The organism is Crossiella sp. SN42 (assembly GCF_023897065.1).
Lineage (GTDB): Bacteria > Actinomycetota > Actinomycetes > Mycobacteriales > Pseudonocardiaceae > Crossiella.
In genome coordinates, this window is record NZ_JAMHIV010000031.1 from 89269 (window position 1) to 110241 (window position 20973).

Annotated in this window: 24 protein-coding genes and 1 pseudogene; 4 read left to right on the top strand and 21 right to left on the bottom strand. The window is 70.7% G+C overall.

Annotated features, from left to right (window positions below):
- Positions 1 to 7: 7 nt before the first annotated feature.
- From M8C13_RS32560 to M8C13_RS32635, 16 genes are all read right to left on the bottom strand, one after another.
- A complete protein-coding gene (locus tag M8C13_RS32560; protein WP_252484599.1) occupies positions 8 to 685 on the bottom strand; it encodes a hypothetical protein in 678 nt (225 codons plus the stop codon).
- Positions 682 to 1407, bottom strand: a complete 726-nt coding sequence (locus M8C13_RS32565) for an ABC transporter ATP-binding protein (protein ID WP_252484600.1) — start codon at positions 1405 to 1407, stop codon at positions 682 to 684. The genes M8C13_RS32560 and M8C13_RS32565 overlap by 4 nt, the downstream gene beginning before the upstream one ends.
- Before the next feature lie 40 nt (positions 1408 to 1447).
- The gene (locus tag M8C13_RS32570) at positions 1448 to 2275 is read right to left on the bottom strand and encodes an ABC transporter permease (protein ID WP_252484601.1); all 828 of its coding nucleotides are present in this window, start codon (positions 2273 to 2275) and stop codon (positions 1448 to 1450) included.
- 5 nt (positions 2276 to 2280) lie between these two features.
- On the bottom strand, positions 2281 to 3132 hold the full coding sequence (locus tag M8C13_RS32575) for an ABC transporter ATP-binding protein (protein ID WP_252484602.1): 852 nt from the start codon (positions 3130 to 3132) through the stop codon (positions 2281 to 2283).
- Positions 3119 to 3997: a hypothetical protein gene (locus M8C13_RS32580; protein ID WP_252484603.1), complete on the bottom strand. Its 879-nt coding sequence runs from the start codon at positions 3995 to 3997 to the stop codon at positions 3119 to 3121. The genes M8C13_RS32575 and M8C13_RS32580 overlap by 14 nt, the downstream gene beginning before the upstream one ends.
- Positions 3994 to 4566, bottom strand: coding sequence for a flavoprotein (locus M8C13_RS32585; RefSeq protein WP_252484604.1), 573 nt, complete (start codon positions 4564 to 4566; stop codon positions 3994 to 3996). The genes M8C13_RS32580 and M8C13_RS32585 overlap by 4 nt, the downstream gene beginning before the upstream one ends.
- Positions 4563 to 5525: an LLM class flavin-dependent oxidoreductase gene (locus tag M8C13_RS32590; protein WP_252484605.1), complete on the bottom strand. Its 963-nt coding sequence runs from the start codon at positions 5523 to 5525 to the stop codon at positions 4563 to 4565. The genes M8C13_RS32585 and M8C13_RS32590 overlap by 4 nt, the downstream gene beginning before the upstream one ends.
- Positions 5522 to 7261: an ABC transporter ATP-binding protein gene (locus tag M8C13_RS32595; protein WP_252484606.1), complete on the bottom strand. Its 1740-nt coding sequence runs from the start codon at positions 7259 to 7261 to the stop codon at positions 5522 to 5524. The genes M8C13_RS32590 and M8C13_RS32595 overlap by 4 nt, the downstream gene beginning before the upstream one ends.
- A gap of 56 nt (positions 7262 to 7317) precedes the next feature.
- Positions 7318 to 7473 (bottom strand): LxmA leader domain family RiPP, encoded by a 156-nt coding sequence (locus tag M8C13_RS32600; protein ID WP_252484607.1) that lies wholly within the window; start codon positions 7471 to 7473, stop codon positions 7318 to 7320.
- A 26-nt stretch (positions 7474 to 7499) separates the two neighbouring features.
- The gene (locus tag M8C13_RS32605) at positions 7500 to 7724 is read right to left on the bottom strand and encodes an LxmA leader domain family RiPP (RefSeq protein ID WP_252484608.1); all 225 of its coding nucleotides are present in this window, start codon (positions 7722 to 7724) and stop codon (positions 7500 to 7502) included.
- A 92-nt stretch (positions 7725 to 7816) separates the two neighbouring features.
- Positions 7817 to 8758: a T3SS effector HopA1 family protein gene (locus M8C13_RS32610; RefSeq protein ID WP_252484609.1), complete on the bottom strand. Its 942-nt coding sequence runs from the start codon at positions 8756 to 8758 to the stop codon at positions 7817 to 7819.
- Positions 8755 to 9879, bottom strand: a complete 1125-nt coding sequence (lxmK, locus tag M8C13_RS32615) for a class V lanthionine synthetase subunit LxmK (protein ID WP_252484610.1) — start codon at positions 9877 to 9879, stop codon at positions 8755 to 8757. The genes M8C13_RS32610 and lxmK overlap by 4 nt, the downstream gene beginning before the upstream one ends.
- A gap of 48 nt (positions 9880 to 9927) precedes the next feature.
- Positions 9928 to 11124, bottom strand: coding sequence for an insulinase family protein (locus tag M8C13_RS32620; protein ID WP_252484611.1), 1197 nt, complete (start codon positions 11122 to 11124; stop codon positions 9928 to 9930).
- Between the two features lie 35 nt (positions 11125 to 11159).
- A complete protein-coding gene (locus tag M8C13_RS32625) occupies positions 11160 to 12407 on the bottom strand; it encodes a pitrilysin family protein (protein ID WP_252484612.1) in 1248 nt (415 codons plus the stop codon).
- Positions 12397 to 12768: a helix-turn-helix transcriptional regulator gene (locus M8C13_RS32630; protein WP_252484613.1), complete on the bottom strand. Its 372-nt coding sequence runs from the start codon at positions 12766 to 12768 to the stop codon at positions 12397 to 12399. Before M8C13_RS32630 ends, M8C13_RS32625 begins: the two co-directional genes overlap by 11 nt.
- A gap of 20 nt (positions 12769 to 12788) precedes the next feature.
- Positions 12789 to 13499 carry a hypothetical protein gene (locus tag M8C13_RS32635; protein WP_252484614.1) on the bottom strand — a complete coding sequence of 237 codons (711 nt, stop codon included), beginning with the start codon at positions 13497 to 13499 and terminating at the stop codon, positions 12789 to 12791.
- Between the two features lie 486 nt (positions 13500 to 13985).
- Between M8C13_RS32635 and M8C13_RS32640 the strand changes: the two genes are divergently transcribed.
- Positions 13986 to 14270 (top strand): hypothetical protein, encoded by a 285-nt coding sequence (locus M8C13_RS32640; protein ID WP_252484615.1) that lies wholly within the window; start codon positions 13986 to 13988, stop codon positions 14268 to 14270.
- Between the two features lie 7 nt (positions 14271 to 14277).
- Here M8C13_RS32640 and M8C13_RS32645 read toward each other — a convergent pair whose 3' ends face one another.
- A complete protein-coding gene (locus M8C13_RS32645) occupies positions 14278 to 14523 on the bottom strand; it encodes an MEDS domain-containing protein (protein WP_256510110.1) in 246 nt (81 codons plus the stop codon).
- Between M8C13_RS32645 and M8C13_RS45865 the strand changes: the two genes are divergently transcribed.
- Positions 14497 to 15078, top strand: a complete 582-nt coding sequence (locus M8C13_RS45865) for a dienelactone hydrolase family protein (RefSeq protein WP_256510091.1) — start codon at positions 14497 to 14499, stop codon at positions 15076 to 15078. The two genes, M8C13_RS32645 and M8C13_RS45865, sit on opposite strands and share 27 nt — an antisense overlap.
- Before the next feature lie 29 nt (positions 15079 to 15107).
- On the opposite strand, the gene M8C13_RS32655 is transcribed toward M8C13_RS45865, so the two are convergent.
- Genes M8C13_RS32655 through M8C13_RS32665 form a run of 3 tightly spaced genes read right to left on the bottom strand, consistent with a single transcriptional unit; the run spans position 15108 to position 18398 of the window.
- Positions 15108 to 16292 carry an NAD(P)/FAD-dependent oxidoreductase gene (locus tag M8C13_RS32655; RefSeq protein ID WP_252484618.1) on the bottom strand — a complete coding sequence of 395 codons (1185 nt, stop codon included), beginning with the start codon at positions 16290 to 16292 and terminating at the stop codon, positions 15108 to 15110.
- 50 nt (positions 16293 to 16342) lie between these two features.
- The gene (locus tag M8C13_RS32660) at positions 16343 to 17857 is read right to left on the bottom strand and encodes an MFS transporter (RefSeq protein WP_252484619.1); all 1515 of its coding nucleotides are present in this window, start codon (positions 17855 to 17857) and stop codon (positions 16343 to 16345) included.
- A gap of 7 nt (positions 17858 to 17864) precedes the next feature.
- Entirely contained in the window at positions 17865 to 18398 is a 534-nt protein-coding gene (locus M8C13_RS32665) for a TetR/AcrR family transcriptional regulator (RefSeq protein WP_252484620.1), read from the bottom strand.
- A 240-nt stretch (positions 18399 to 18638) separates the two neighbouring features.
- Between M8C13_RS32665 and M8C13_RS45870 the strand changes: the two are divergent.
- Positions 18639 to 18917: pseudogene (locus tag M8C13_RS45870) on the top strand (FAD-dependent oxidoreductase); the annotation flags it as partial.
- 137 nt (positions 18918 to 19054) lie between these two features.
- A complete protein-coding gene (locus M8C13_RS32670; RefSeq protein WP_252484621.1) occupies positions 19055 to 19828 on the top strand; it encodes an FAD-dependent monooxygenase in 774 nt (257 codons plus the stop codon).
- A 683-nt stretch (positions 19829 to 20511) separates the two neighbouring features.
- On the opposite strand, the gene M8C13_RS32675 is transcribed toward M8C13_RS32670, so the two are convergent.
- Positions 20512 to 20862 carry a hypothetical protein gene (locus tag M8C13_RS32675; protein ID WP_252484622.1) on the bottom strand — a complete coding sequence of 117 codons (351 nt, stop codon included), beginning with the start codon at positions 20860 to 20862 and terminating at the stop codon, positions 20512 to 20514.
- Positions 20863 to 20973: the final 111 nt, after the last annotated feature.

Consider the following 20973-nt stretch of genomic DNA (forward strand, 5'->3'; position numbering starts at 1 on the left):
CCGCGAGTCACTTGAGGTCGCCGACCTGGAAAAGACCGGAGGCCAGTAGCGCCAGGGCGAGCAGCCAGCCGAGCAGGACGGTCACCGCCGCGGGAACCAGCCATGGATGCTCGCTCAGCCCGAGCAGGGACATCGTGGAGCCCGCCGGGAACACGCGCCGGATCTCGGGCCAGGGGATCAGCAGCGGGGCGAACAGCGACACCGCGGTAGCCAGCGGCGCGAGCACGTGGTGGCGCACGATGGTGCCGACCAGCAAGCCCCAGGACGCCAGCACCGCCGACAACAGCAGGCCGGCGGGCAGCACCGCGAGCAGGCCGGTGGCCACGCCGGTCAGCGCGCCGGTCCGGGCCAGCAGGGCGAGCGCGCCCGCGCCGAACGCGACGAACATGATCACCGCACCGCCGATGGCCGTGGTGCAGGTGGTGGCGCACAGCACCGGGCCGCGGCGGGCGAGCAGCAGCGCGCGGGCCACCACGCCGTGCCGGTAGGCGATGGTGAAACGCACCGCGCCGTAGAACGCGGTCAGCAACGCTGTCTGCAGGCACACCACGGGGAAGGTGACACCGGGTGCGGCCTTTCCGGTGAGTACCGAGATCGCGGTGGTGAGCGCCGCGTAGACCAGGAAACCCAGTAGCGTCAGGTCCCGGCGCAGGCGCAGCAGTTCCATCCGCAGCGCGGCGGTCATGCGGACTCGCCCGTGGGCGCGCTGTCGATCAGGTCGAAGTAGCGTTGTTCCAGATCGAGCCTGCCGCCCTCGGTGAGTTCGGCCAGGCTGCCCGCGAAGAGCAGGTCCCGCTTGATGATCACCACATCGTCGATGGTCTGGGCCACCTCGGCCAACTGGTGGCTGGAGAGCAGCACGGTGCCGCCGCCGTCGGCGAACTCGCGCAGGAACCAGCGCAGCCAGCGGATGCCGTCCGGGTCGAGACCGTTGGCGGGTTCGTCGAGCACCAGCAGGTCCGGATCGCCGACCAAAGCGGTGGCCAGGCCGAGCCGCTGCTTCATCCCGGTGGAGTACCTGCCGACCCGGCGGCGGGCGGCCGCGCGCAGACCGACGTCCTCCAGCAGCCGCTCGACCCGCCGCCGGGACGCGCCCGCGGCCGCCGCGCAGATCCGCAGGTGCCCTCGGCCGCTGATCCCCGGCTCGAACCCCACCCCGTCCAGCTGCACCCCGACTCGCCTGCCGGGGGCGGACAGTTCACCGTACGGCCGGCCGAAGACGGTTGCCGATCCGGCAGTCGGCCGCAGCAGCCCGAGCAACCCGCGCAACGCCGTGCTCTTGCCGGCGCCGTTCGGGCCGAGCAGACCGAGGATCCGGCCCTGGCCAACGGTGAAGCTCAACTCCCGCACGGCTTCCACCTGACGGTAAACCTTGCTGAACTTGCTGAATCGCACGACTGGCGTCATGTCCACACCTCTCTTCCACTCGAACTGATCACGCATCGGCTCACTGGCACGATGGCGCCTGTGCGCGGGCCTTGGCCAGCGCCGAACCGGACTGCAACCGGGTCATCCGCCGCAGCAGCGGTGGCGCGCAGACCGCGCCCAGCACGGTCCAGGCGCCCAGCACCAGTCCCACCGCGAGCAGGCGGGCCGGCGCCGGTCCGGGTGTGAACGCGATCCGGATCCCCTCGGCCAGCCAGGACAGCGGAAACACCTCGCCGACGATGCGCAGTGGCCCAGGCAGGGAGTCGGCGGGGAAGAAGATGCCGGACAACGGGATCAGGCCCATCAGGAACAACCCCAGCACCGCGACCAGCCGCGGATTGGGGGCCAGGGCGCCGCCGATCGCGCCCAGGCCGGACATCGCCAGCACGCCCAGCAGCAGCACCCAGGTCAGGTTGACCCAGCCGGGCAACCCTGGCGGCAGGCCGGTGCCCGAGACGACCACTCCGATCGCGAGCAGCGCGACGACGTAGCCGAGGGTGAGCACGCCGAGGACGGCGAGCTTGCCGAGCAGGTAGCTCTGCACCCCGCCGGGCACCCCGCGCAGGCGCAGCAGCGCACCCTCCTCGCGATCGGTGGCCAGCCACTGCATCAGGCCCAGCAGACTCGTGGTGACCACGCTCAGCGCCAGCCCACCGGCCAGCAGCAGTTCGGCGTAGCGGGAGTTCGTGCCGGGGATGACGTCCTGGCCGAGCAGCACCAGCACCACGGCCATCATCGCGGGCACGAAGGCGTGCCCGGCTCGTTCCCGGCGGCTGCGCAGTTGCAGCTTGAGTTCGACCACGGCCCGCCGCCGGGCCGCGCGCAGGATGGTTCCGTGCTGGGACAACGGGTTCACCGGCCAATCAGGTCGAGATAGGTGTCCTCGAGGGAGGCTCGGCGCACTTGCAGTTCCGGCACGGCGCCGGCGAAACGATCCTGTAGCTCGCGCAGCAGGACCGAGGGGTCCTCCACCAGCTCCCGGCGTTGTCTGCCCGCCTCGACCCAGCGCACTTCGGTGCCCGCACCGGTCAGGGCGGCCAGTTCGGCCGGGGTGCCGGTGGTGATCAGCCTGCCCTGGACCAGGATGCCGATCCGGTGGGCCAGGCGTTCCGCCTCGGCGAGGTCGTGCGTGGTCAGCAGGATGGTGATGCCCTCGGTGACGGACAGCTGGGTCAGCAGGTTGTGGAACTGCCGCCGGGCCACCGGGTCGAATCCGGCGGTCGGCTCGTCCAGGAACAGCAGCTCGGGCCGTCCGATGACGCCGAGGGCGACGTCCAGGCGACGGCGCTGTCCGCCGGAGAGGTCGGCCACCTCGTGGTCTCGTTGCGCGGTGAGGCCGACCAGTTCCAGCAGCCCGGCTGGATCGTGCGGGGCCGGGTAATGACAGGCCACGTAGGACAGCAGCTCGCCGACCCGCCACTGGCCGTGGTCGCGCCAGGACTGCAACACGATGCCGATCCGGGCCCGCCAGCCGGGTCCGGGCCGTTGCGGGTCCGAGCCGAGCACGCGCACCTCGCCGCCGGAGCGCATCCGGTGGCCTTCCAGGATCTCGATCATCGTGGTCTTGCCCGCGCCGTTCGGGCCGAGCAGGCAGAAGACCTCACCGCGCGGGATGGTCAGCTTGACCCCGCGCAGCACCTCAGCGCGGCCGTAGCGCATCCGCAGCCCCCGCACGGACACCGCACCGGGCTCACAACTGTCCACTGTGGACTCCTTCGATGGTGTCGGTGACCAGGTCGACGTAGTTGCCCACCTCGTCGGCGTGCCAGCCGATGTAGGCCACGAAGTCGTGCAGGTGCAGCACGATGCGCAGCACTGCCATCCGGCCCACGCGGTGATCGAGCGCGGTTCCGTAGCCCTCCGCGATCGCCTCGATCAGTTCCGGCCGGCCAGGACCGGGACGGGCGCGGCTCAGTTCGACGACTTCGCCGAGCAGCCAGCCGAGGTCGAAGGCCGCGGGCGCCGCGCCCAGGTCGTCGCCGAGCAGCAGCTGGACCCGCTGTCCCGGCACGATCGCGGCCAGTCCAGGCGCGCCGTGCGCGAGCACCGGGTCCGGGTCGTCGGCGAGCTCGGCGCACCAGTCCCGCAACCGGGCCCAGACCGCGATGCCCACGCCCTGGCAGAGCGTGGCCGCGGCCAGGCGGGTGGTCTCGGTGCGACCGCCGTCGTGCAGGAAGGCGGTGAGCCTGCGGAGGGCCGGTGGCGGACCGCTGAGCGGCGGGGCGTTCCGGTGCACCTCGGCCAACAGGCGAGCGGCCTCGCGCAACGCCCCGGCCAGCCCCACGCGGGCGGGAGCCGCGCCGGTGAGCAGGATGTCCGCCGCGGACCGCCAGTGCTGGACCGGGTAGACGCTGCCGGCCGGAGAAGGCCGGGCGGGGACCAGACCGCCACCTGGGGTTGCCACCCTGGCGAGCCGGGCGCGCAGCGCGGCATCCGGCGCCCGGAACGGGGTGCGCCGGTCCGGGCCGGGCCAGCGCAGCAGTTCGTAGCCGCCGTCGGGACCGGTGCGCACCAGCTGCCGTTGCCAGCGGGTGCCGTACTCGGGCACGACCACCGTCCGCCGGGTCACCGGAGCCCGCCCGCGTGCAGCTCGGCCAGCGCCGCCAGCACCACCGGCAGGTCTGCGGGCACCCAGGCGTCCTGGCGGCCGGTGGTGCGGCTGAGGCCGGGTTGCGGGGGCACCAGCACGAGGTTGTCCCGTTGCCGCAGGGTCTCCCGGTGGCTGGAGTATGCGGCGCTGGCCGCGCCGCCCGGTGGCAGCGCCGGGGCCAGCGCGATCGGCGCGTCGCCGCACTGGGCGGCCAGCAGTGCGGGTGAGTCGGCCAGTCCCAGGGCCAGGCGGGCGGTGAAGTGCAGCGTCGCCGGGTACACGGCGATGGCCTCGGCCCATTCAGCCAGTTCCACGTGGCGGGCCGAGCGGCTCGGCCCATCCGGCCAGCTGTCCTCCAGCACCGGCTGCCGGGTGCAGGCGGACAGCGCGTCCCTGGTGACGAAGCGCTGGGCGCTGCGGGTGAGCACCACCTGGGTGTCCAGCCCGGGATGGGTCAGCTGGAGCCAGTTGAGCCAGAACGGCAGGAACGCCGCACTCGCCGCGCCGGTGCCCACGAACAGCAGCCGGCTGAACCGGAGGGCGCTCACGCGGTCACCGCCGCGGTGATCTCGGCCAGCTCCCGCACCGCGACCGCGGCTCCCTCGGCCAGGCCGACGCCGCTGAGGTTGAGCACGATCTCCCGCACCCCGGCGGCCCGGTAGGCGGCCAGACCGGTGACCACCTGCGCCAAGTCGCCGCTGAGGAAGACCCCGGCATCGACCAGGGCCCGCGCGCCCGCCGCCGGATCAGCCGGATCCACCGGGATTCCCGCGCGGCGCAACATGTCCGTGTAGTGCGGTGCGGTCAGGTGCCCGCTGGAGACCCGGGTCGCCAGCTCGACCGGGTCCCGGCCCGGCCTGCGCAGCGCGACGTGCACCACCGCGGTCAGCTCGGGCACCGGGCGTCCGGCCGCGGCGGCTCCCTCGGTGAGCGCCGGCAGGATGGTGTCCCGCAGGTACTCCGGCGGGGTGAGCCAGGTGAGCGCGACATCGGCGAGGCGCCCGGCCAGCCTGGCCATCCGCGGCCGCAGCACCCCCGCGCCGAGCTCGACCGGCGGGTGTGGCAGCTCGGTCAGCCTGGCCGCCAACGGGAAGTACTCGGCGTCCGCCTCGGTTTCCGCGCCGTCCAGCAGGGCCCGGCAGGCGGTGAGGTACTCCCGGACCGCGGTGAGCGGGCTGCGGTAGGCGCTGCCGAGCACGGCCCGCTGGAACCCGGTCGCGCCGGGGCCGATCCCGGCGACGAAGGAGTGCCCGGTGATCCGGGCCAGCGAGCGGGCCTGCACCACGGCTTCCATCGGGTTGCGCAACGGCATCAGCGACACGCAGGTGCCGACCGGGACGCGCAGGCCGAGTCCGGCCGTGTGCGCGAACAACTGGTGCGCCTCCAGGCCGAGGAGCTGCCCGCTCCACAACCGGTGCAGCGCGCTGCCCTGCACCAGGGCCGCCACCGGGACGAGTTGTTCCGCGCGGGCGGGCAGGAACGGGATGAGCGCCGAGAACCGGGTCATCGCGACGCCACCGACTGGGCCGCGAGCAGTTCGCGGTAGGCCGGGCTGGTCAGCAGCACCTGCTCGTGGCTGCCGCTGGCCTGGACCTGCCCGTCGGCGAGCAGGATCACCTTGGCGGCGTGCCGCACCGTGGAGAGCCGGTGCGCGACCACCAGCACGGCCCGGTCGGCGGCCAAGGTGTCGATGGTGGCGCGCAGCAGCTCCTCGTTGCCGCTGTCCAACTGGGAGGTGGGTTCGTCCAGCAGCACGATCTCGGCGGTGCTCAGGCTCACCCTGGCCAGGGCGAGCCGCTGCCGTTGCCCGCCGGAGAGGTCGATGGCCCCGCCGAGCACGGTGTCCAGACCCTCGGGCAGCGCGCGCACGGCATCGGCCAGCGCCACCCGCTCCAGCGCGCGCCACAGCTCCGGCTCTGGCACGTCGTCGAGGTGGCCGACGGTGAGGTTGGCCCGCACCGACTCGGCCAGCAGCGTGAACTCCTGGTCCAGGTAGGCGATCCGGCCGCGGAGTTCGGCCAGCGGCCACTGCCGGCTGTCCCGGCCGAGGATCCACACGCTGCCGGTGTCCGGTTGCAGGAAGCGCTCGATGAGCGCGAGGGTGGTGGTCTTGCCCGCCCCGGACTCCCCCAGCAGCGCGGTCAGCCCGTGCCTCGGGATGTCCAGGTCGACTCCGCGCAGCACCGGTCGTTGATCGTGCGCGAACCCGACCGCGCGGAAGGCCACCGCCGGGGCGTCCGACGGTAGCGGAACAGTGCTGTGCGGCGGATCGCCTGCGTCCTCAGTGGACAGTGCGAGGATCTCGTCGAAGCGGCCCCTGGCCGCCAGCCCGGCCTGGACCTGTCCCGCGCCCATCGAGATCATCATGATCGGCGCGACCAGTTGCAGCAGGCACAGCAGGAAGGCCACCAGGTCGGCCACGGCCAGCGAACCGGCCACGAACCGCGCGCCTCCGGTGACCACCACCGCGACCAAGCCGATCTGCTGCCCCAGTCCCAGGACCGGACTCATCAGCGCTTCCAGCCGGACAGCGCCCAGCGCGGCGGCCGAGGTCTCGTGCGAGGCCTGTGCCAGCTGGACGGAGAGCCGTTGCTCGGCCCGGCAGGCCTTCACCATGGGCAGGGCGTCCAGCACGGTGGTCAACCGGTGGGCGAGCCGGCCGAGCGCGCTCTGGTAGCGGGTGTGCGCACGGCGCAGCCCGGTCACCACCAGACCGATGAGCAGCCCTGCCACCAGGAAACCGCCGAGGGCGGCCACCAGCAGCACCGGGTCCAGCACGGCCATCACCACCAGGGTGCCCACCGCGGTGACCACGGCGGTGGGCAGCTGGACCACGCCGAGATCGGCGATGGTGCGCAGCTGGGCGCTGTCCGCGGTGACCCTGGCCAGCAGATCGCCCGAGCCGTGCTCCCGCACGGTGCGCAGCGGCAAGCGCAGCACGTGCGCCATGATCCGGCTGCGCAACCGGTGCACCATCCGCTCGCCCAGCCGGGCCAGCAGATAGCTGGAACCGGCGGCCGCGGCCGCGCCGCCCAGTGCCGCCACCGACATCGCCACCGCGCGCCAGAGCAGGTCCTGCCGGGTCTGGACCGCGGCGATCAGCCCGGAGACCAGCAGCGGCAACGCCAAGGTGCCCGCGGTGGCGACCAGGGAGAGCAACACCACCAGGGCGAGCTGGCCCCGGCGGCCACGGGTGAGTTCGTGCAGGATGCGCAACGGCTGGTGCGCTGCCGCCACCGGCATGATCTTTTCCTCTCTGCCAAGGACAGGGGCGCCCGCGGTGCGAGCGCCCCGCTCGGCTAGCTGAAGATGTCCTTGGACACCTGGTACGAGATGGTGAAACTGGCCATGAAACAGGCCGGAGTGGTGGCCGGAGCCTCGGTCATCGCCGCGAGATCCAGCTCCGCGACATCGACGTAGGCGGAGTAGCCCGCCACCATTTCCTCGATCGCCATGGTGTTCCTCTTCTCTTCTTGGGTGATCAGCAGCCGGCCTTGACCGAGGCGGCGGCCCCGGCGCCGGTGGCCGCGCCGGCGCCGGCCAGGCACCAGCCGCTGCTGGTGGCGGCCAGGCAGGCCATGCTGCTGGTGGCCGCGGCGAAGCAGATCGGCGTGGTGGCCGGAGCGTCGGTGGCGGCGGCCACGTTCAGCTCCTCCACGTCGACGTAGCTGCCGAAGCCGGACATCATCTGCTGGGTGTTGATCAAGGTGTGTCTCCTTCGTCTTGGGTTGCCGGGATCAGGACAGGGCAGACAGCGAGTGCGCTGTCTGCCCAGCGACGACCCCGGCGGACCCGTGGTCAGGTCAGGTTGCGGGCGGGGTTGCCCGGGTCGATCCGGGCTTGGCCGAACGCCCGGCGCACCGCCGTTTCCGGGGATTCGCCGTCGTGTGCGGCGGCCAGCAACGCGGTGGCCAGCACGTGCGCGCGGTGCTGACCGAAGCTCAGTCCCCGCATACCGGGGCGGTGGTCCACCGGTTCCCAGGCGGTGGCCACGCCGGAGCCGAGGGCTTCGGCGAACACGGACACCTCCGCACCGAGACCGGGATGTCCCTCGACCGCCGCGGCGATCAGGTCCGCGGCGTGCCAGTTGCCCTCGCCGAGGTAGACCACCAGACCGTCCCGGCGCGGGAAGCTGCCAGGTTCGGAGATCACTTTCGCCCGGTAGGCGATCTCGTTGGTGTGCAAGGTGTTGAGCACGATCGCCCAGACAGCGGGTGCGGACTCGGCGGTGCGCAGGTGCAGGTACACCCGAAGCTGCGCCGGGGAGTGGACCGGTGGGCGGCTGCTGTCGACGAGGAAGAAGCCGGGAGACAGGGCGGGGCGAGCCGGGTTGCGGCGCAGGGTCAGCGGGCTGCCGGGGGCGTGGTCGAGGTGTCCGCTGATCGTGTTGGCCGGCAACCAGACCCGGACCCCGTCGCGTCGCACCAGCACCCGTCCGGCCACTGGGTCGCGCTCCAGGAACTCGACCGTCACCGGTGTCTCGCGGTGCGGCACGGCGGCGGCGAGCCGGTGCTCGAAGGCGTGGTCCCGGCGCGACCGGGTAGATCCGGACCTCGGTTGCGCCCAGCCCACGTGCAGCACCTCGTAGCAGGCCAGCGCGAGGGCGCGGGAGAGGTCCTTGGCGGTGGTGGCCCGCAGTTCCCGCGGGCCGAGCACGGCGAGGTGTCCGGCGGCGTCGATCTGGATCCGGGCCATGGCCGCGGCCAGCCGGTCGGCCAGTGCGGTGCTGTCCACTGTCATGCCCGCTCTCCGAGGCCGAGGGTGTCGACGTAGCTCTCCGGGCTCAGCAGCACCGTTCGCCCCACCCCGGCCGCGGCTCGGGCCACCGCGCCAAGCTGGGGGCTGAGCGCGGCTCCGGCGATGAGCCGGTCCCACAGGTGCCACCCGGCGAAGCCCGCCGCCCGCGCGGCCAGCCCGGCGTCGGACACCGGGCGGCTTTCCCGGTATCCGGTCCAGAACGCCACCACCACCGGTCGCAGCCGTTCGAACTTGCGCACCCCGCGGCTGATCACCTCCGCCGGGGTGAGGGTGAGGTCAGCGAAGGCGGTCTCGCCCGGCACGCCGGTGTCGCCGCGGGTGGTGACGATGTCCAGGATCGAGCGGTAGAGCCATTCCCCGGTGAAGGAGCCCAGGTCCCTGGCCGGGTCGGCCAGCCGGAACTCCTCCCAGTCGGTGAGGTGCAGAGTGTTGCCGCGCAACAGGAACTGGTCCAGGCGCAGGTCGCAGTGGGCGGGCACGCGCGGTGCGGCGGCCTCGGCCTCCAGCAGCCGCCGGATCGCCGCGGCCAGGTCCGGATCCCGCTGGAGCAGCCGCCAGCAGGCGAGCTCGGCGTGGCTGCTCTGGTCGAAGACCTCGGCTGGCAGGCCGTGCAGCAACTCGGCGGAGGGCATCGGCGGAGTGCTGGTGTCCAGTTCCAGCCCGGCCGGAATGTGGTTGCCGTGCACTGTGCCGATGGCTTGCCCGGCGGCCCGGCCCAGGTCTGGGCCGAAGCTCTCCTCGACCATCAACTCGGCGCCGGAGCGGGCATCCGGGATGCGTTCGAAGACCACCAGGCCGTGTTGCTCGTCCCAGCCGTGGCAGCGCACCGTGGCCAGGCGCGGCTGGGGCCGCTGCTCGACGAGGCGCTGGAAGGCCAGGGTCCGCCGGAGCCTGGCCGCGGGCGATCCGTTGTGCTCGGCCAGCTTCTTCACGAACACCGGGTGTCCCGCGCTGGTGGTGCCCGCCCAGTTGTCGTTGCGACCGGGGAAGGTTTCGCAGTCCTCGGTGCGCAGGACGCCCAGGCCCAGAGCGCGCAGCAGCGTGTTGACCTCGGGCACGGCCGCCAGCTCCCGCGGCGCGATCCGCGGTGACCCGGTGGCCACTTCTTGAAGTCCTTGCATACCAAGGAGTCAATCCGCCGAACGGGTTGTTTACCACCAGCTGGTGGTATTCCCGGAAAACGGCAACAACTCGGCCGCCGCCAGCTCCTCGGCGCTCTGGTCGCTGCTCACCACGCCGGTCAGCGCCGCCGGGCTCAGCAGGCGCGCGCAGGCTAGCCCCAGCTCGGCGGCGGTGACCTTCCGCAACTGGTGTGGGAAGCGGAAAACCCAGTCCGCCGCGCGGCCGTAACCGAGATCGGTGGTGATCTTGTCAGCCAACGCCGCCGGCGAGTCCAGCACACCGAGGAACTGGCCCAGCGCGAAGGTCCTGGCCGCTTCGAGCTCCGCGCCGGCCGGTGGCCGCTCGCGCAGTTCCGCCAGTTCCGCGCGCAGACCGGCCAGCAGTTCGCGGCCATGACCGGCGGGGGCCTGGGCGGAGAGCAGCAGCAGGCGTTGCCCGCCGATGACGTCCAGACCGGCCGCCGCCGAGCAGGCGGGGTCCGGAAACCGTTGCGCCAAGCGGGAACCGGCATAGGCGCCCAGCGCCACGATGAGCAGGTCGTGCGCGGCGGGTGAGTCCGCCGCGGCTCCGCTGGGCGCGCACAGTTCCAGCAGCGTCTCCCGCTCGCCGCGGAGGGCGAGCAGGTTCCCGGTGGGGGTGGGCCAGGGCCGGTCCCGTGCCCGGGGCTCGCCGTCGGGCCAGCACCGCCGCGCCGTTCGGGTCATCGTGACCACCGCCGCCTCGGGATCGATGTCCCCGGCCAGCACCAGTGCGGCCCCGGCCGCGGTCAGCGTCCGAGCCCGGAACTCCCGCAGCTCCGCCGGTCCGGTGGCGGCCAGCAGCGCGGGATGCGGCAGGTCCAGTGGGGGGCCTGGTGGCGCGAAGGCCCGCTGCCGCAGCGACCGGGCCAGGAGTTGCCGGTGATCCCGCGCCCGCAGCCGGGCCTGGTTGACCAGACCGGCGCGCCACCTGGCGAAGTCACCATCCAGGATCTCGCTGGCGCGCAGGCATTCCAGTGTGCGTGCCAGCCCGGTGGCCCAGGTCCCAGCTGGCAGGCTGGCCTCCACGCGAAGCCATTCGCCGTCCCAGCTCACCTTGGCGTGCGCGGTGGCAGCCAGGGCGGCCCGGAGACCTCGGGCGAGCAGCTCGGCAAGACCGGCCCGCCGGGAGTCCGGTGCGACCGCCGGGATCAGCAGCCGCAACTCGGCCACCGGCGCCCTGGCGTCCCGCACGGCGATCAACCGCATCCCGTTGTGCACTGCGGATTCAGCCCACCTCGGGGTCATCGAGGGGTCTCCGGCACCACGCGCAGCACTCCGCGCGGCAGTCCGCGCAACCGCTGGGCCGCGGTCGCGGCGGCGCCCACCGGCAGCGCGTCCAGCAGCCGTGGCCAGTCATCGAGCAGCTCCGCTCGGCCGAACAGGATCTCCAGCCGTCCCAGGGCACAGCAACGGGTCAGCAGGTCGGCGTGCCGCCGGTGGTGCTCGTGCCGGAGCCGGTCCCGATGCTCCTCGAACGTGTGCTGCCGCATGCCGTGCTCTGCCAGTCCGGCCAATCGTCTGTCCAGATCGGACAGCAGTGCGTCCGCGGGTGTGTCCGGTTGGTGCAGCGCGGTGAGCACCAGGGTGTCCGGAACCGCGGCGTCCAGGGACTCGAAGAAGCCGCAACTGGAGTCCGAGGTCATCGCGAGATCGGCCGGCCAGCGCAGTGCGGGTGCCAGCACCTGGTGGGCGAGGTAGGCGGGCAGGTCGGTGTCCGGATCGGGCAGCGGGTACCCGATCGCGAGGCCGGGCAGGCTGATCCGCGGGTCGCTCACCTCGATCGTGCGCGCCCGCCGGAGCCACTCGCTCAACCGGGGCACTGGCCGGACAGTCCTGGCGGGGATGGCGCCGAAGTGCCGGGAGATGAGCTCCCTGGCCTGGCCGGGGTCGAACCCGCCGCACACGGTCAGCACCGCGTTGCCCGGCGGGTAGTGCAGGCGGAAGAACTCCCGGCACTGCTCCGGGGTGACCTCGGCCAGCTGGTCGGTGTCGCCGAAACCGTCGTGCGCGTTGGCGAAGTCCCGGTAGAGCGCCGGTGGCAGGCGCGGCCACGGGAAGCCGCCGTACGGGCGTTCCCGCACCGAGATCCGGATCTCCTCGGCCACACCGGCCAACTGCCGCCGGATACCGGCTTCGGCGAACCGCGGCGCCCGCATCCGGTCGGCCTCCAGGAACAGCGCGAGGTCCAGGGATTCGCTGGGCAGCACCTGGAAGTAGCGGGTGTAGTCCTGATGGGTGCGGGCATCGCCGGCCCCGCCCACCGCGTGCACCCGCGCGCCGTGCTCGCGGGGACCGACTCCTTCGCTGCCCTCGAACATCAGGTGCTCGAAGAGATGAGCGAAGCCGGCTGCCTGCTCCGGCTCGTTGCGGAAGCCAACGCGGTAGTGGACGCTGACCGCCACCCGTGCGGCCTCGGGCACCGGCGCGAGCAGCACGGTCAGCCCGTTGCCGAGTTTGCCGCGCCGCAACCGGTCTGGCTCAGTCGCCATCGTGCTGGACCAGCCCGAGCAGCCCGACACCCGCGGAGATGAGCCACAGCGCCAACTTCCGGTCCGATCCCCCGGCGCCGGCCCGCTTCGCCCTGCGCTGGGCCGCGGCGAGTTCCCGCCAGCGCCCGGCCCACTCCTCGACGTCACCGCCGCAGGCCCGCACGTAGCCCCGGAGGACCGGCAACGTGGGCAGCCGGTTGCCCCGGGCGGCATCCGAGAGCGCGGTGATGGAGAAGTGGGCCTGCCGGGCGAGTTCTCGGTAGGGCGGGCTGCCGGCCTTGGCGCGCAACGAACGCAGATCGGCGGCGAAGCGGTACAACGGGCCCGCGCTCGGGTCCAGCGGCAACTCTGGTCGTGCCACGATCAGCTCCCCAGTCGTGATCAGGTGTGTTCCCGGCGCTGGTGGGCCCACCAGGCGAGCGCACCAGCACCGGCCAGCCATGGGAGGAAGGCGACGGGGGCCGGAAAGTCCCCTGGGCCCCCGGCCACGGTCAGTGCGAGCACCGCGTCCGGCAGGTAGCCGCCCAGCTCGGGCCAGCTGAGCACCAGGGGAAGTTCCACGGCCAATGGCAGGCCGAAGGTGAGGGCGGTGGCGACGTAGTAGTTGGTGCACAGCCGGGTCAGCAACACACCCCAGATCCCGGCCAGCACGCAGGCCAGCGCGCAACTCAGCGCCAGCCGCCAGCTCAGCCCACCGAGGTAAGGGTCATCGCCCAGCTGCGACTGCCAGATGACCGCGCCCCAGCCGAACACCCCGGCCATCGCGACGACGAGCCCGGCGATCGCGCCGGCCAGGCAACTCGCCAGGAACGAGGCTCGTCGGCTGCTGAGCCAGGCGGTGCGGCTGCTGGAGCGGTAGTAGTAGTCCCGGCTGACCAGCCAGGAGCCGATCCAGCCTGCGGTCAGCGGACAGGCGGCCAGGAAAATCCACATCCGCCGGCCCGATTCGGCGATCTCACCGACGCGTCCGGCCGCTTCATCAGGAGCGTAGCGCCACAGGATGAACGGCATCAGCACCGCGTAACCGAAGGCGACCGCGGTCCACCAGCCACTGCGCAACCGCAACAGTTCCGCCCGCAGGGCCTCACGCACGGTCGCTCGCCAACCGGAATTGTGCCGTGCTGTGCGGGCGCGCCAGCGGCCCGGATCTCCGGCTGCTATCAGCGAAACACATTGATGAGGTCACTCTCCGCTCTTCCCGTGCCGGCCCCTCCAGGATCTCCCCTCTTCAGCGGCCGCGAGAAGTAGCGTTTGACACCCACCAGGCATGAGTAAGTCACTGATGGCGAATGTGATCCGCTTCGCCGGTTCGAGCCGGAGCAGGTGGCCAGAGTGCGATCGTGTTGGCGACCGCGCGTCCGGTGACCCAGCCGAAGGGGTAGGTGATCAGCAGCGCCGACTCCCGCCGCACGCGCTCCAGCCGCCGCAACAGCCCGGTGCCCAGGGCAGCCCACGAGCAGGCGACGATCGGGAACTGCAGCCACGGCCCACGTCTGAGCTGAGATGAACGGGGGTGTGGAGCCGAGCCCGAACCCGAATCCCGGCCCGGTGTGCAGGCGGCCCAGATGGACCAGGTCGGTGATCAGCCAAGGCCGCGGCCGGAGTGCCTTGCCAGGTCCGCTGCCCGGCCAGCGGGTCGGGCAGGTGGCCGCCGTCGCTGGCCAGGCGGCAGGTGCCGTCGGCGTGCCACCGGCTGTTGGTGAGCAGCTCGGTGACGATGAGTTCCAGCTCGGACGCCCGCTGAGCGGCCAGTCCCAGCGGGCGGGCCTCTCGGCTGAGCACCAGCGGCCGACCCGCAGCTGCGCGACCGCGGTCACCGTCAGCACCACGACGCCGTCGGGTTCGGGCAGCGGCTGGTTGTAGCGGCTGATCACGACCTCGGTGGTGTAGTCCGCGCACGGGGCGTGGCCCTGGCGTCCTCGAGCACCTCGGTGGTCAGCCGGGAGGTGTCGTAGGGGCACCGGATGGTCAGGTCCCGGCCGGTGGAAGCCGCGTTGATCAGCGCCTCGTGCTGGGCGCAGGCCGGGTACTCGGCCTCGCTGCGATCGGCCCAGATCGGCTCACCGATGATCCGCACGTGCTTGCCCGTATGGCTGTCAGCGAACTTGCTGAGCAGCGGCCTGGCTCAGCGAGTACGGCTACGTCACCGTCTGCCTGCCCCGCCTCTCCCGGACCAGCCCGTTGCGCGCAGTGCGGGAGGTGCTCTGCTGGCTGCACTGGGCGCGGGCCCAACGCCTGCGCGCTTGGTGCGGATCCGGACCGGATCGCGCTGCTGGGCTGTTCCCGCGGCGCCGAGCTCGCGCTGCGGGCCGCCGGGTTGCCCACGGCGCCGGCCGTGCGCGCGGTACTCGCCCTGCACCCGGTGCTGGACCTGCCCCTGCCGCACCGCACTTTGCTGAACACCCGCACAACCGCGCCTCGCGCGCCGGACCCCCACTGGGCGGACAACCCGCCGCACGCGGTGTTCCTGGCCGCCGGAGAACGCGACCAGTTCGTGCCGCTACCGGACTTTCACTGCTACGCCCAGGAACTGCTCAGCCGATCGACGGAACACCGCGTCGTGCTGCTGCCGGATGCCGACCACTGCGTGGACCGGGTGTGGCACGGTCTTCCCGCCAGGATCCTGCGGCACACGCTGCTGGAGTTCTTGCATCGCCACCTGAGCCCGTAAGAAGTCCCACGATGAGGCCCGGATCCGGTTCAGGATTTCGTGGGTACCAAGTCCGGCAGGCCGACCTCGTCTGCCTGATCCCAGTGGACGTCGAAATGGTCGAGTCGCATGATGTCCGGCTCCATGGAAGTAGTGGCCTGAGTGAAGTCGACCCGGGTGTTCATCTCGTGGATCCGGTGGTGGCGATCGGCGTGCAGGTAGTAGAAGGCGTCGAGGTATTGGTGCTCGCGAAGCATTTTCGCGAGGTAGATCCCGTCCTCGAGGGCGAAGCTGGCGCCGGTACCGGTGATGGGCTGGATCGGGTGTACCGCGTCTCCGATCAGCGCCACCCGTCCACTGGACCACGCGGGCAGCGAGGGAAGGGTGAGGACCTGGGTGGGCGCGATCCGGGTGGAGGCGGCCACAAAATCCGCAAGAGCGAGCGAGTGGTTGCGCACGCTGGTTTCCAAGTTCTTCAGCAGTACCCCGCTCTCGAGCAGCTCGAAGCTCTTGGCCGGGATCTTGCGGTCCGTTGTGCCGCTGAGCGACCAGGTGACTTTGCGCGAGTCGAACGGGTCGTCCCGGTAGGCCATGAAAATCACGCCAGCAAAGGACTCCAGCCATCCTTCCCCCTGCTCCAGTGCCGCACACGCTGCGGTGTCGGAACCGTCGGTGTTGGCGTGTCCGTAGATGTGCCATCCGCCCGTGTGCTGTAGCGGTACCTGCGGGAAGACGCAGGCGCGGACTGCCGAGCCGCGTCCGTCTGCCCCGATCAGCAGATCGCTCTCAGCCTGCGAGCCGTCAGTGAACGAGGCGACCACGAACTGCGGATGCTGCCGCAGGGAATGCAAGCGTTTACCGAAGCGAATCTCGATTCCCCGGCGTCGCGCCTCCTTTGCGAGAATGTCCAGCAGTGTCGCCCGGCTGAGAGACCTGCTGGCCGGGCCGAACTCCTCCCAGTTGTCGTGCCCGTACTCCAACTCTGCCCCGGAGGGATCGGCGGTGAAGAACCGTGAGGGCATCGTGTAGCTGTGCCGGATCACCTCGTCCAGAAGGCCGATTTCGTCCAGGACCTGCAGGCCAGAGTCCCGGATCAGGAAGCTGACCCCCGCGTCCGTGTGGTCAGGCCGCGCATCGTAGACAGTGGCCCGCACGCCGGCCATGTCGAGGCTCACGGCCGCCGCGAGCCCGGCAACCCCCGCACCGATGACCACCACGTGGTCGGTCTTGCTCATTAGTCCTCCAGTCTTGCGCTCTCGCGTCATTGAGCGGGCGTAGTTTCGTTCTAGCTGGTCGGTAGGTGTTTGAGCAGGATCCAGGCAAGCAGCGACGCTCCGAGAAGGAGGACTGCTCCGACGCCAGCGGCAACGGCGAGCCCAGAGGTGAAGGTTTCCTGCGCCGATGCCAGCAGCTGCTGTCCCTGCGCCGCGGGCATGCCTTGGGAGACCTGCACGGCGTTGGCCAGAGAGTCACGTGCGACGCGCGCGAGGTCTTCCGATGTTCCCGCTGGCAGGCGGACACTTTGGTAGAAGGCCGTCACGATGGAGCCGAGTGTGGCGATGCCCAATGCCATGCCGAGTTCGTAGCCGGTTTCGGAGATCGCGGCGGCCGCCCCGGCTTTCTCTTTGGGCACGCTGGACAGGATGATGTCGTTGGCGGTGGTGTATACCAGGGCCATGCCGACGCCGATCACAACCATGGACACCGCAAGGATCAGGTAGCTGGTGGTCGGAGTCAGCAACGCCATCGGGATCGTGCCCACCCCCATGAGCACCAGGCCGCCGGCCAGGACGGCGCGCGGTGAGATGCGCGCGAGGAGAACGCCCGCAAGAAGACTGACCACGATGGCCCCAGCCGTACCCGGCAGACCCGCCAGGCCGGCCATGAGAGGGCTGTATCCCAGGACCAGTTGGAAGTACTGGGAGACGAAGTACATCAGACCCGACATCCCGAACACCGAAAGCATGTTCGCGCCGATCACGCCGACGAAGGCGCGGTTACGGAACAGGTCAATGTCGATCAGCGGCCGGGGAAGTTTCCGCTGCCGCCTGACGAACAGCCACAGAGCTGCCACACCCACGGCGGCCGCCACCGCCACGGCGGGGCGTACGCCGTGCGCGACGGCATCCTTCACCGCATAGACCACGCCGATCATGCCGACCATCGACAGGGCGACGCTGCACAGGTCCCACGGCCCTGGATCCGGATTCTTGGCCTCAGGCAGCAACACGGCCCCGGCCGGGATCAGCAACAGCACCACCGGGACGTTGATGAGGAACACCGATCCCCACCAGAAATGCTCCAGCAGGACCCCGCCGACGAGCGGGCCCAGCGCGCCGCCGCCGAGCGCGGCCGCGGTCCAGATGCCGATTGCCGTGCGACGCTCAGTCGGATTCGAGAACAGGGTGCGGATCAGGGCGAGGGTGGACGGCATCAGCGTCGCCCCACCCACACCCAGCAGGGCGCGGGCGCCGATGAGTGCCTCCGCGGTCGGCGCGTAGGCGGCCACTATGGAGGCCAGTCCGAAGATGGAGGCGCCGATCAGCAACAGTTTCTTGCGGCCGATGCGATCGCCGAGGGTGCCCGCGCTCACCAGTAGGCCGGCGAGCACGAAGGAGTACACGTCGCCGATCCACAGCACCTGTGCGGCGGTCGCGTCGAGGTCCTTGCTGATGAAGGGCATGGCCAGGGCCAGCACGGTGTTGTCGATCATGACCAGCAGGATGGTCAGGACCAACAGGCTCACACCGAGCCAGCGCAGGCCGGTGGCCTTGCCCGCGGGGGCGGAGGTGGAAGTCATTTCGTGGCTACGTGCTTTCTCGCTGGTTGCCGGCGCCGGAGAGCACCATCTGGGTGACCATGTGCGCGAAGTCGCGCTGGGCGCACCGGCCGCTGCGCACCGCCCAGACCGCGCCGGCCACGAGGCTGAACAACGCCTCGGCCATCCACGGCGCGGTCAGCCGGGTGGTGAACTCCCCTGAGCTCTGGCCGCGTTCGAAGAGCTCGGTGACGGCCTGGTCGATCTGCTCCCAGATCGGGTATTCGGAGGCTGGGAGATCGTCCTGGCTCAAGGTGTACAACAGCGCCAAGTAGGGAGCGTGCTCCACGGATGCGGCGACTAGGCGCCGGACCGCGGAGGTGCAGTCTCCTTTGTCCAGATCGGCGGTGATCAGCGCCTCCTTCATCTTCTTGGCAGCGTTACGCACCAGTGCCTTCAGCAGGTCCTCGCGTCTGGGGAAGTACCGGTGCAGGGTGGCCCGGCTGACGCCGGCCGCTTTGGCGATCTCGTCGTAGGTAGCGTTCGGCCTTCTGCCGAGGAAGTCGGCTGCGGCGAGCAGCATGCTGTCCGATGGCGCACTGGTCATCGCTAGTCGGGGCGCGGTGTCCCGCAGGACCCGTTGCCCCATCCCCTTTCGATCCGTCCACACCGCAGCCCGAGCCGCGGCGCCGCTGATGCCCCGCTCCCTCCGGAACGCGGCGTAAGACAAATCTATCTTACATGAGAGGATTTTGTCTTGCGCGGTCGTGGGGGACATGTTGTCATACGGATCGGGCGCGAGAACGCGCTGGACAGGAGGACCATGAGCAAGACCGACCAGGTGGTGGTCATCGGCGCCGGGGTCGCCGGCCTCACCGCCGCTATCTGCTTGGACAGGGCTGGCGTGCGGGCCGCGGTCTACGAGGCGCAACCAGACCATGCGGACGCGGGGATCAGCTTCGTGATCAGGGACTCCGGCCTCCAAGTCTTGGCCGATATCGGTCTCGGGGAAGAGGTGATGCGACACAGTCACCCGATGCCCTCTCGGCTTTTCACCATAGAAAGTCACCCCGGCGCGCAGGTGCACTACCTACCGGACAACTGGGAGGAGTACGGCGTAGCCAACCGGTGTATCGACCGGCCGACACTGACGGACATCCTCGAGAGAGAGGCACGTCGCCGGGAATCGAGCTTCGCTACGGCAAGCGCCTGCACACACTGCGGCAGGGCCCGGAGTCGGTGCTGGCCTCGTTCACCGACGGAACTCAGGCAGAGGGCGGCCTGCTGGTCGGCGCGGACGGTCGCGGTTCGGTCACCCGCACCTGCATTTTCCCCGAAGCACGGCTGCTTCACTCCCAGGAATGGGCCGTTTACGGCCATTCCGACATCCAGAGGCTCGACCCGGCGCCGGGCGCGGCACTGGCTCGCGGGGCGGGATTGATGGTGGACCTCGCTGACGCGCTGTTCATGGCCTACCGGGACGACCCACAAGCTTCACGCAATGTCACGTGGCTGCTCGGAGGCCCGACAGACCGGAAGATACCGGCCAAGAACTTCGAGCTGCTCGACCGCGGGATCCTGCTGCGGGAACTCGATGATCTCCTGCGCAGGCGCTCACCGGTAGCTGCGGACATCGTCGCCGCCTCCAGCAAACTCGCGCCCACCCAGGTCTTCACGCTGTCCCCTCTGCCCGCGTGGTCCTGCGGCAGAGTGGCTCTGATCGGGGACGCGGCGCATCCGGTCCAGCCCGTCACGGGAACGGGCACCACCTTCGCCCTCGAAGATGCGATGTACCTCGCGAGAATGCTTCGTGAGCACCACTATCTGGACGCCTTCTATTACCTGCACGCCGATCGCCACCACCGGATCGAAGAGATGATCAGCCGGGCCGGGAACAAGTCACCCGGTGTGGACATGGAGCTAGGATCCATGCGGCTCAACAGTTTCGATATCAACTGGGAGAAGCCGGATGACGTACCGCTGACCGAGCTGGTACCCGCGCCGAATCTCTGACGGCCCCACCCAGCCGAAACCATGCCGGGACGCGACAGGCTCCAAGCGTGAGCGCCGGCAGCCACTTGTCGCGTCCCCGTTCGGCGTGGTCTCTGGTGGGAACAGCCGATCGGCATGGGGCGCCAGGACATTGACCACCGCCATGCTGGTCAACGTCTTGGTCTCGCAGGGCGGTTTCTACACGATGTCCAGAAAGAGATGCCCCTCCGAAGAGAGGCCACCAAGGCCGTGTAGTTGAGCAGCCGGGCGTACCAGCGCGGTATGGGCCATCCGGTGCTCCGCGGCTCCTCAGCCGTGCTTGGCCACCCAGCACCACGCACGAGCACAGGCCCGGCATCGTACGGCGTCCTCAGAGCAAGCCTCGTGTCGGCACGTTTGCTGCCATCGCGCCTAGCCCTGCCACCGTTCGGCCCGGAAGGAGGCAACCCGGCGCACTGTCTCGGCCGACAGGTTCCGCCGGGACTATCCGGCAGTGGTGCGATGTGGGCGAGGCAATCCTCAACGTCACCCACGACAAGTCAAATGGCCGCATCGCAACGCTCGTTCCGTACACCACTGCGGTCTTCACTCCATTGAGCGGTTACTGCTCGGGGCACGAAGAGGGCCCGGCATCGGCAATGCCGCCTGACAGCACGTCCACTGCCAGGCGGCACGGTTCTCAGCCGACGATCACCACTCGGTGATCACAGGGGAAGGCACTTCGCCGCGGTCCGCTGAAGTCGCTCGGCCCGGACCCAGTACCCGCCACTGGCGTTGAGGTGCTTGACCGCCACGCCGGCTCTCGGGTTCCAGCTCGATCCGGGCGCGCCCCAGACCCGGGCGTGGGGCCAGTAGTAGGTGGTCGGCATCTCCCCGCCGTGGAACTGCGGGCTGTTCCAGCCTCCGGTGCCGGACCCGGTGACCTTGTACTCGCAGGCGATGGCCTGGTCCGGTTCGTCCGCGAGCACCGTGCCCGCGGTGGCGACGCTGGTTGACGTGACCAGGGCGATCAGGAAGGCCCTGCGAAGTGGACGATAGGAAAGGTGTTGTGCCACTTGGTTTTCCTCGTTGTCTGGGCGGCGTGCGCCGCAGGTGTGGCCCGATGTCACCGATGTGGGACGGGCTTTCTGGTAGCCGTGGTGAAGTTGGAGCTCGGCTCAACCGCT

Coding starts and splice junctions, on each gene's coding strand:
- M8C13_RS32560 (WP_252484599.1), bottom strand. CDS start 685: ATGACCGCCGCGCTGCGGATGGAACTGCTGCGCCTGCGCCGGGACCTG.
- M8C13_RS32565 (WP_252484600.1), bottom strand. CDS start 1,407: ATGACGCCAGTCGTGCGATTCAGCAAGTTCAGCAAGGTTTACCGTCAG.
- M8C13_RS32590 (WP_252484605.1), bottom strand. CDS start 5,525: ATGACCCGGTTCTCGGCGCTCATCCCGTTCCTGCCCGCCCGCGCGGAA.
- M8C13_RS32595 (WP_252484606.1), bottom strand. CDS start 7,261: ATGCCGGTGGCGGCAGCGCACCAGCCGTTGCGCATCCTGCACGAACTC.
- M8C13_RS32600 (WP_252484607.1), bottom strand. CDS start 7,473: ATGGCGATCGAGGAAATGGTGGCGGGCTACTCCGCCTACGTCGATGTC.
- M8C13_RS32610 (WP_252484609.1), bottom strand. CDS start 8,758: ATGACAGTGGACAGCACCGCACTGGCCGACCGGCTGGCCGCGGCCATG.
- M8C13_RS32620 (WP_252484611.1), bottom strand. CDS start 11,124: ATGCGGTTGATCGCCGTGCGGGACGCCAGGGCGCCGGTGGCCGAGTTG.
- M8C13_RS32625 (WP_252484612.1), bottom strand. CDS start 12,407: ATGGCGACTGAGCCAGACCGGTTGCGGCGCGGCAAACTCGGCAACGGG.
- M8C13_RS45865 (WP_256510091.1), top strand. CDS start 14,497: ATGGCTGTCAGCGAACTTGCTGAGCAGCGGCCTGGCTCAGCGAGTACG.
- M8C13_RS32655 (WP_252484618.1), bottom strand. CDS start 16,292: ATGAGCAAGACCGACCACGTGGTGGTCATCGGTGCGGGGGTTGCCGGG.
- M8C13_RS32660 (WP_252484619.1), bottom strand. CDS start 17,857: ATGACTTCCACCTCCGCCCCCGCGGGCAAGGCCACCGGCCTGCGCTGG.
- M8C13_RS32665 (WP_252484620.1), bottom strand. CDS start 18,398: ATGCTGCTCGCCGCAGCCGACTTCCTCGGCAGAAGGCCGAACGCTACC.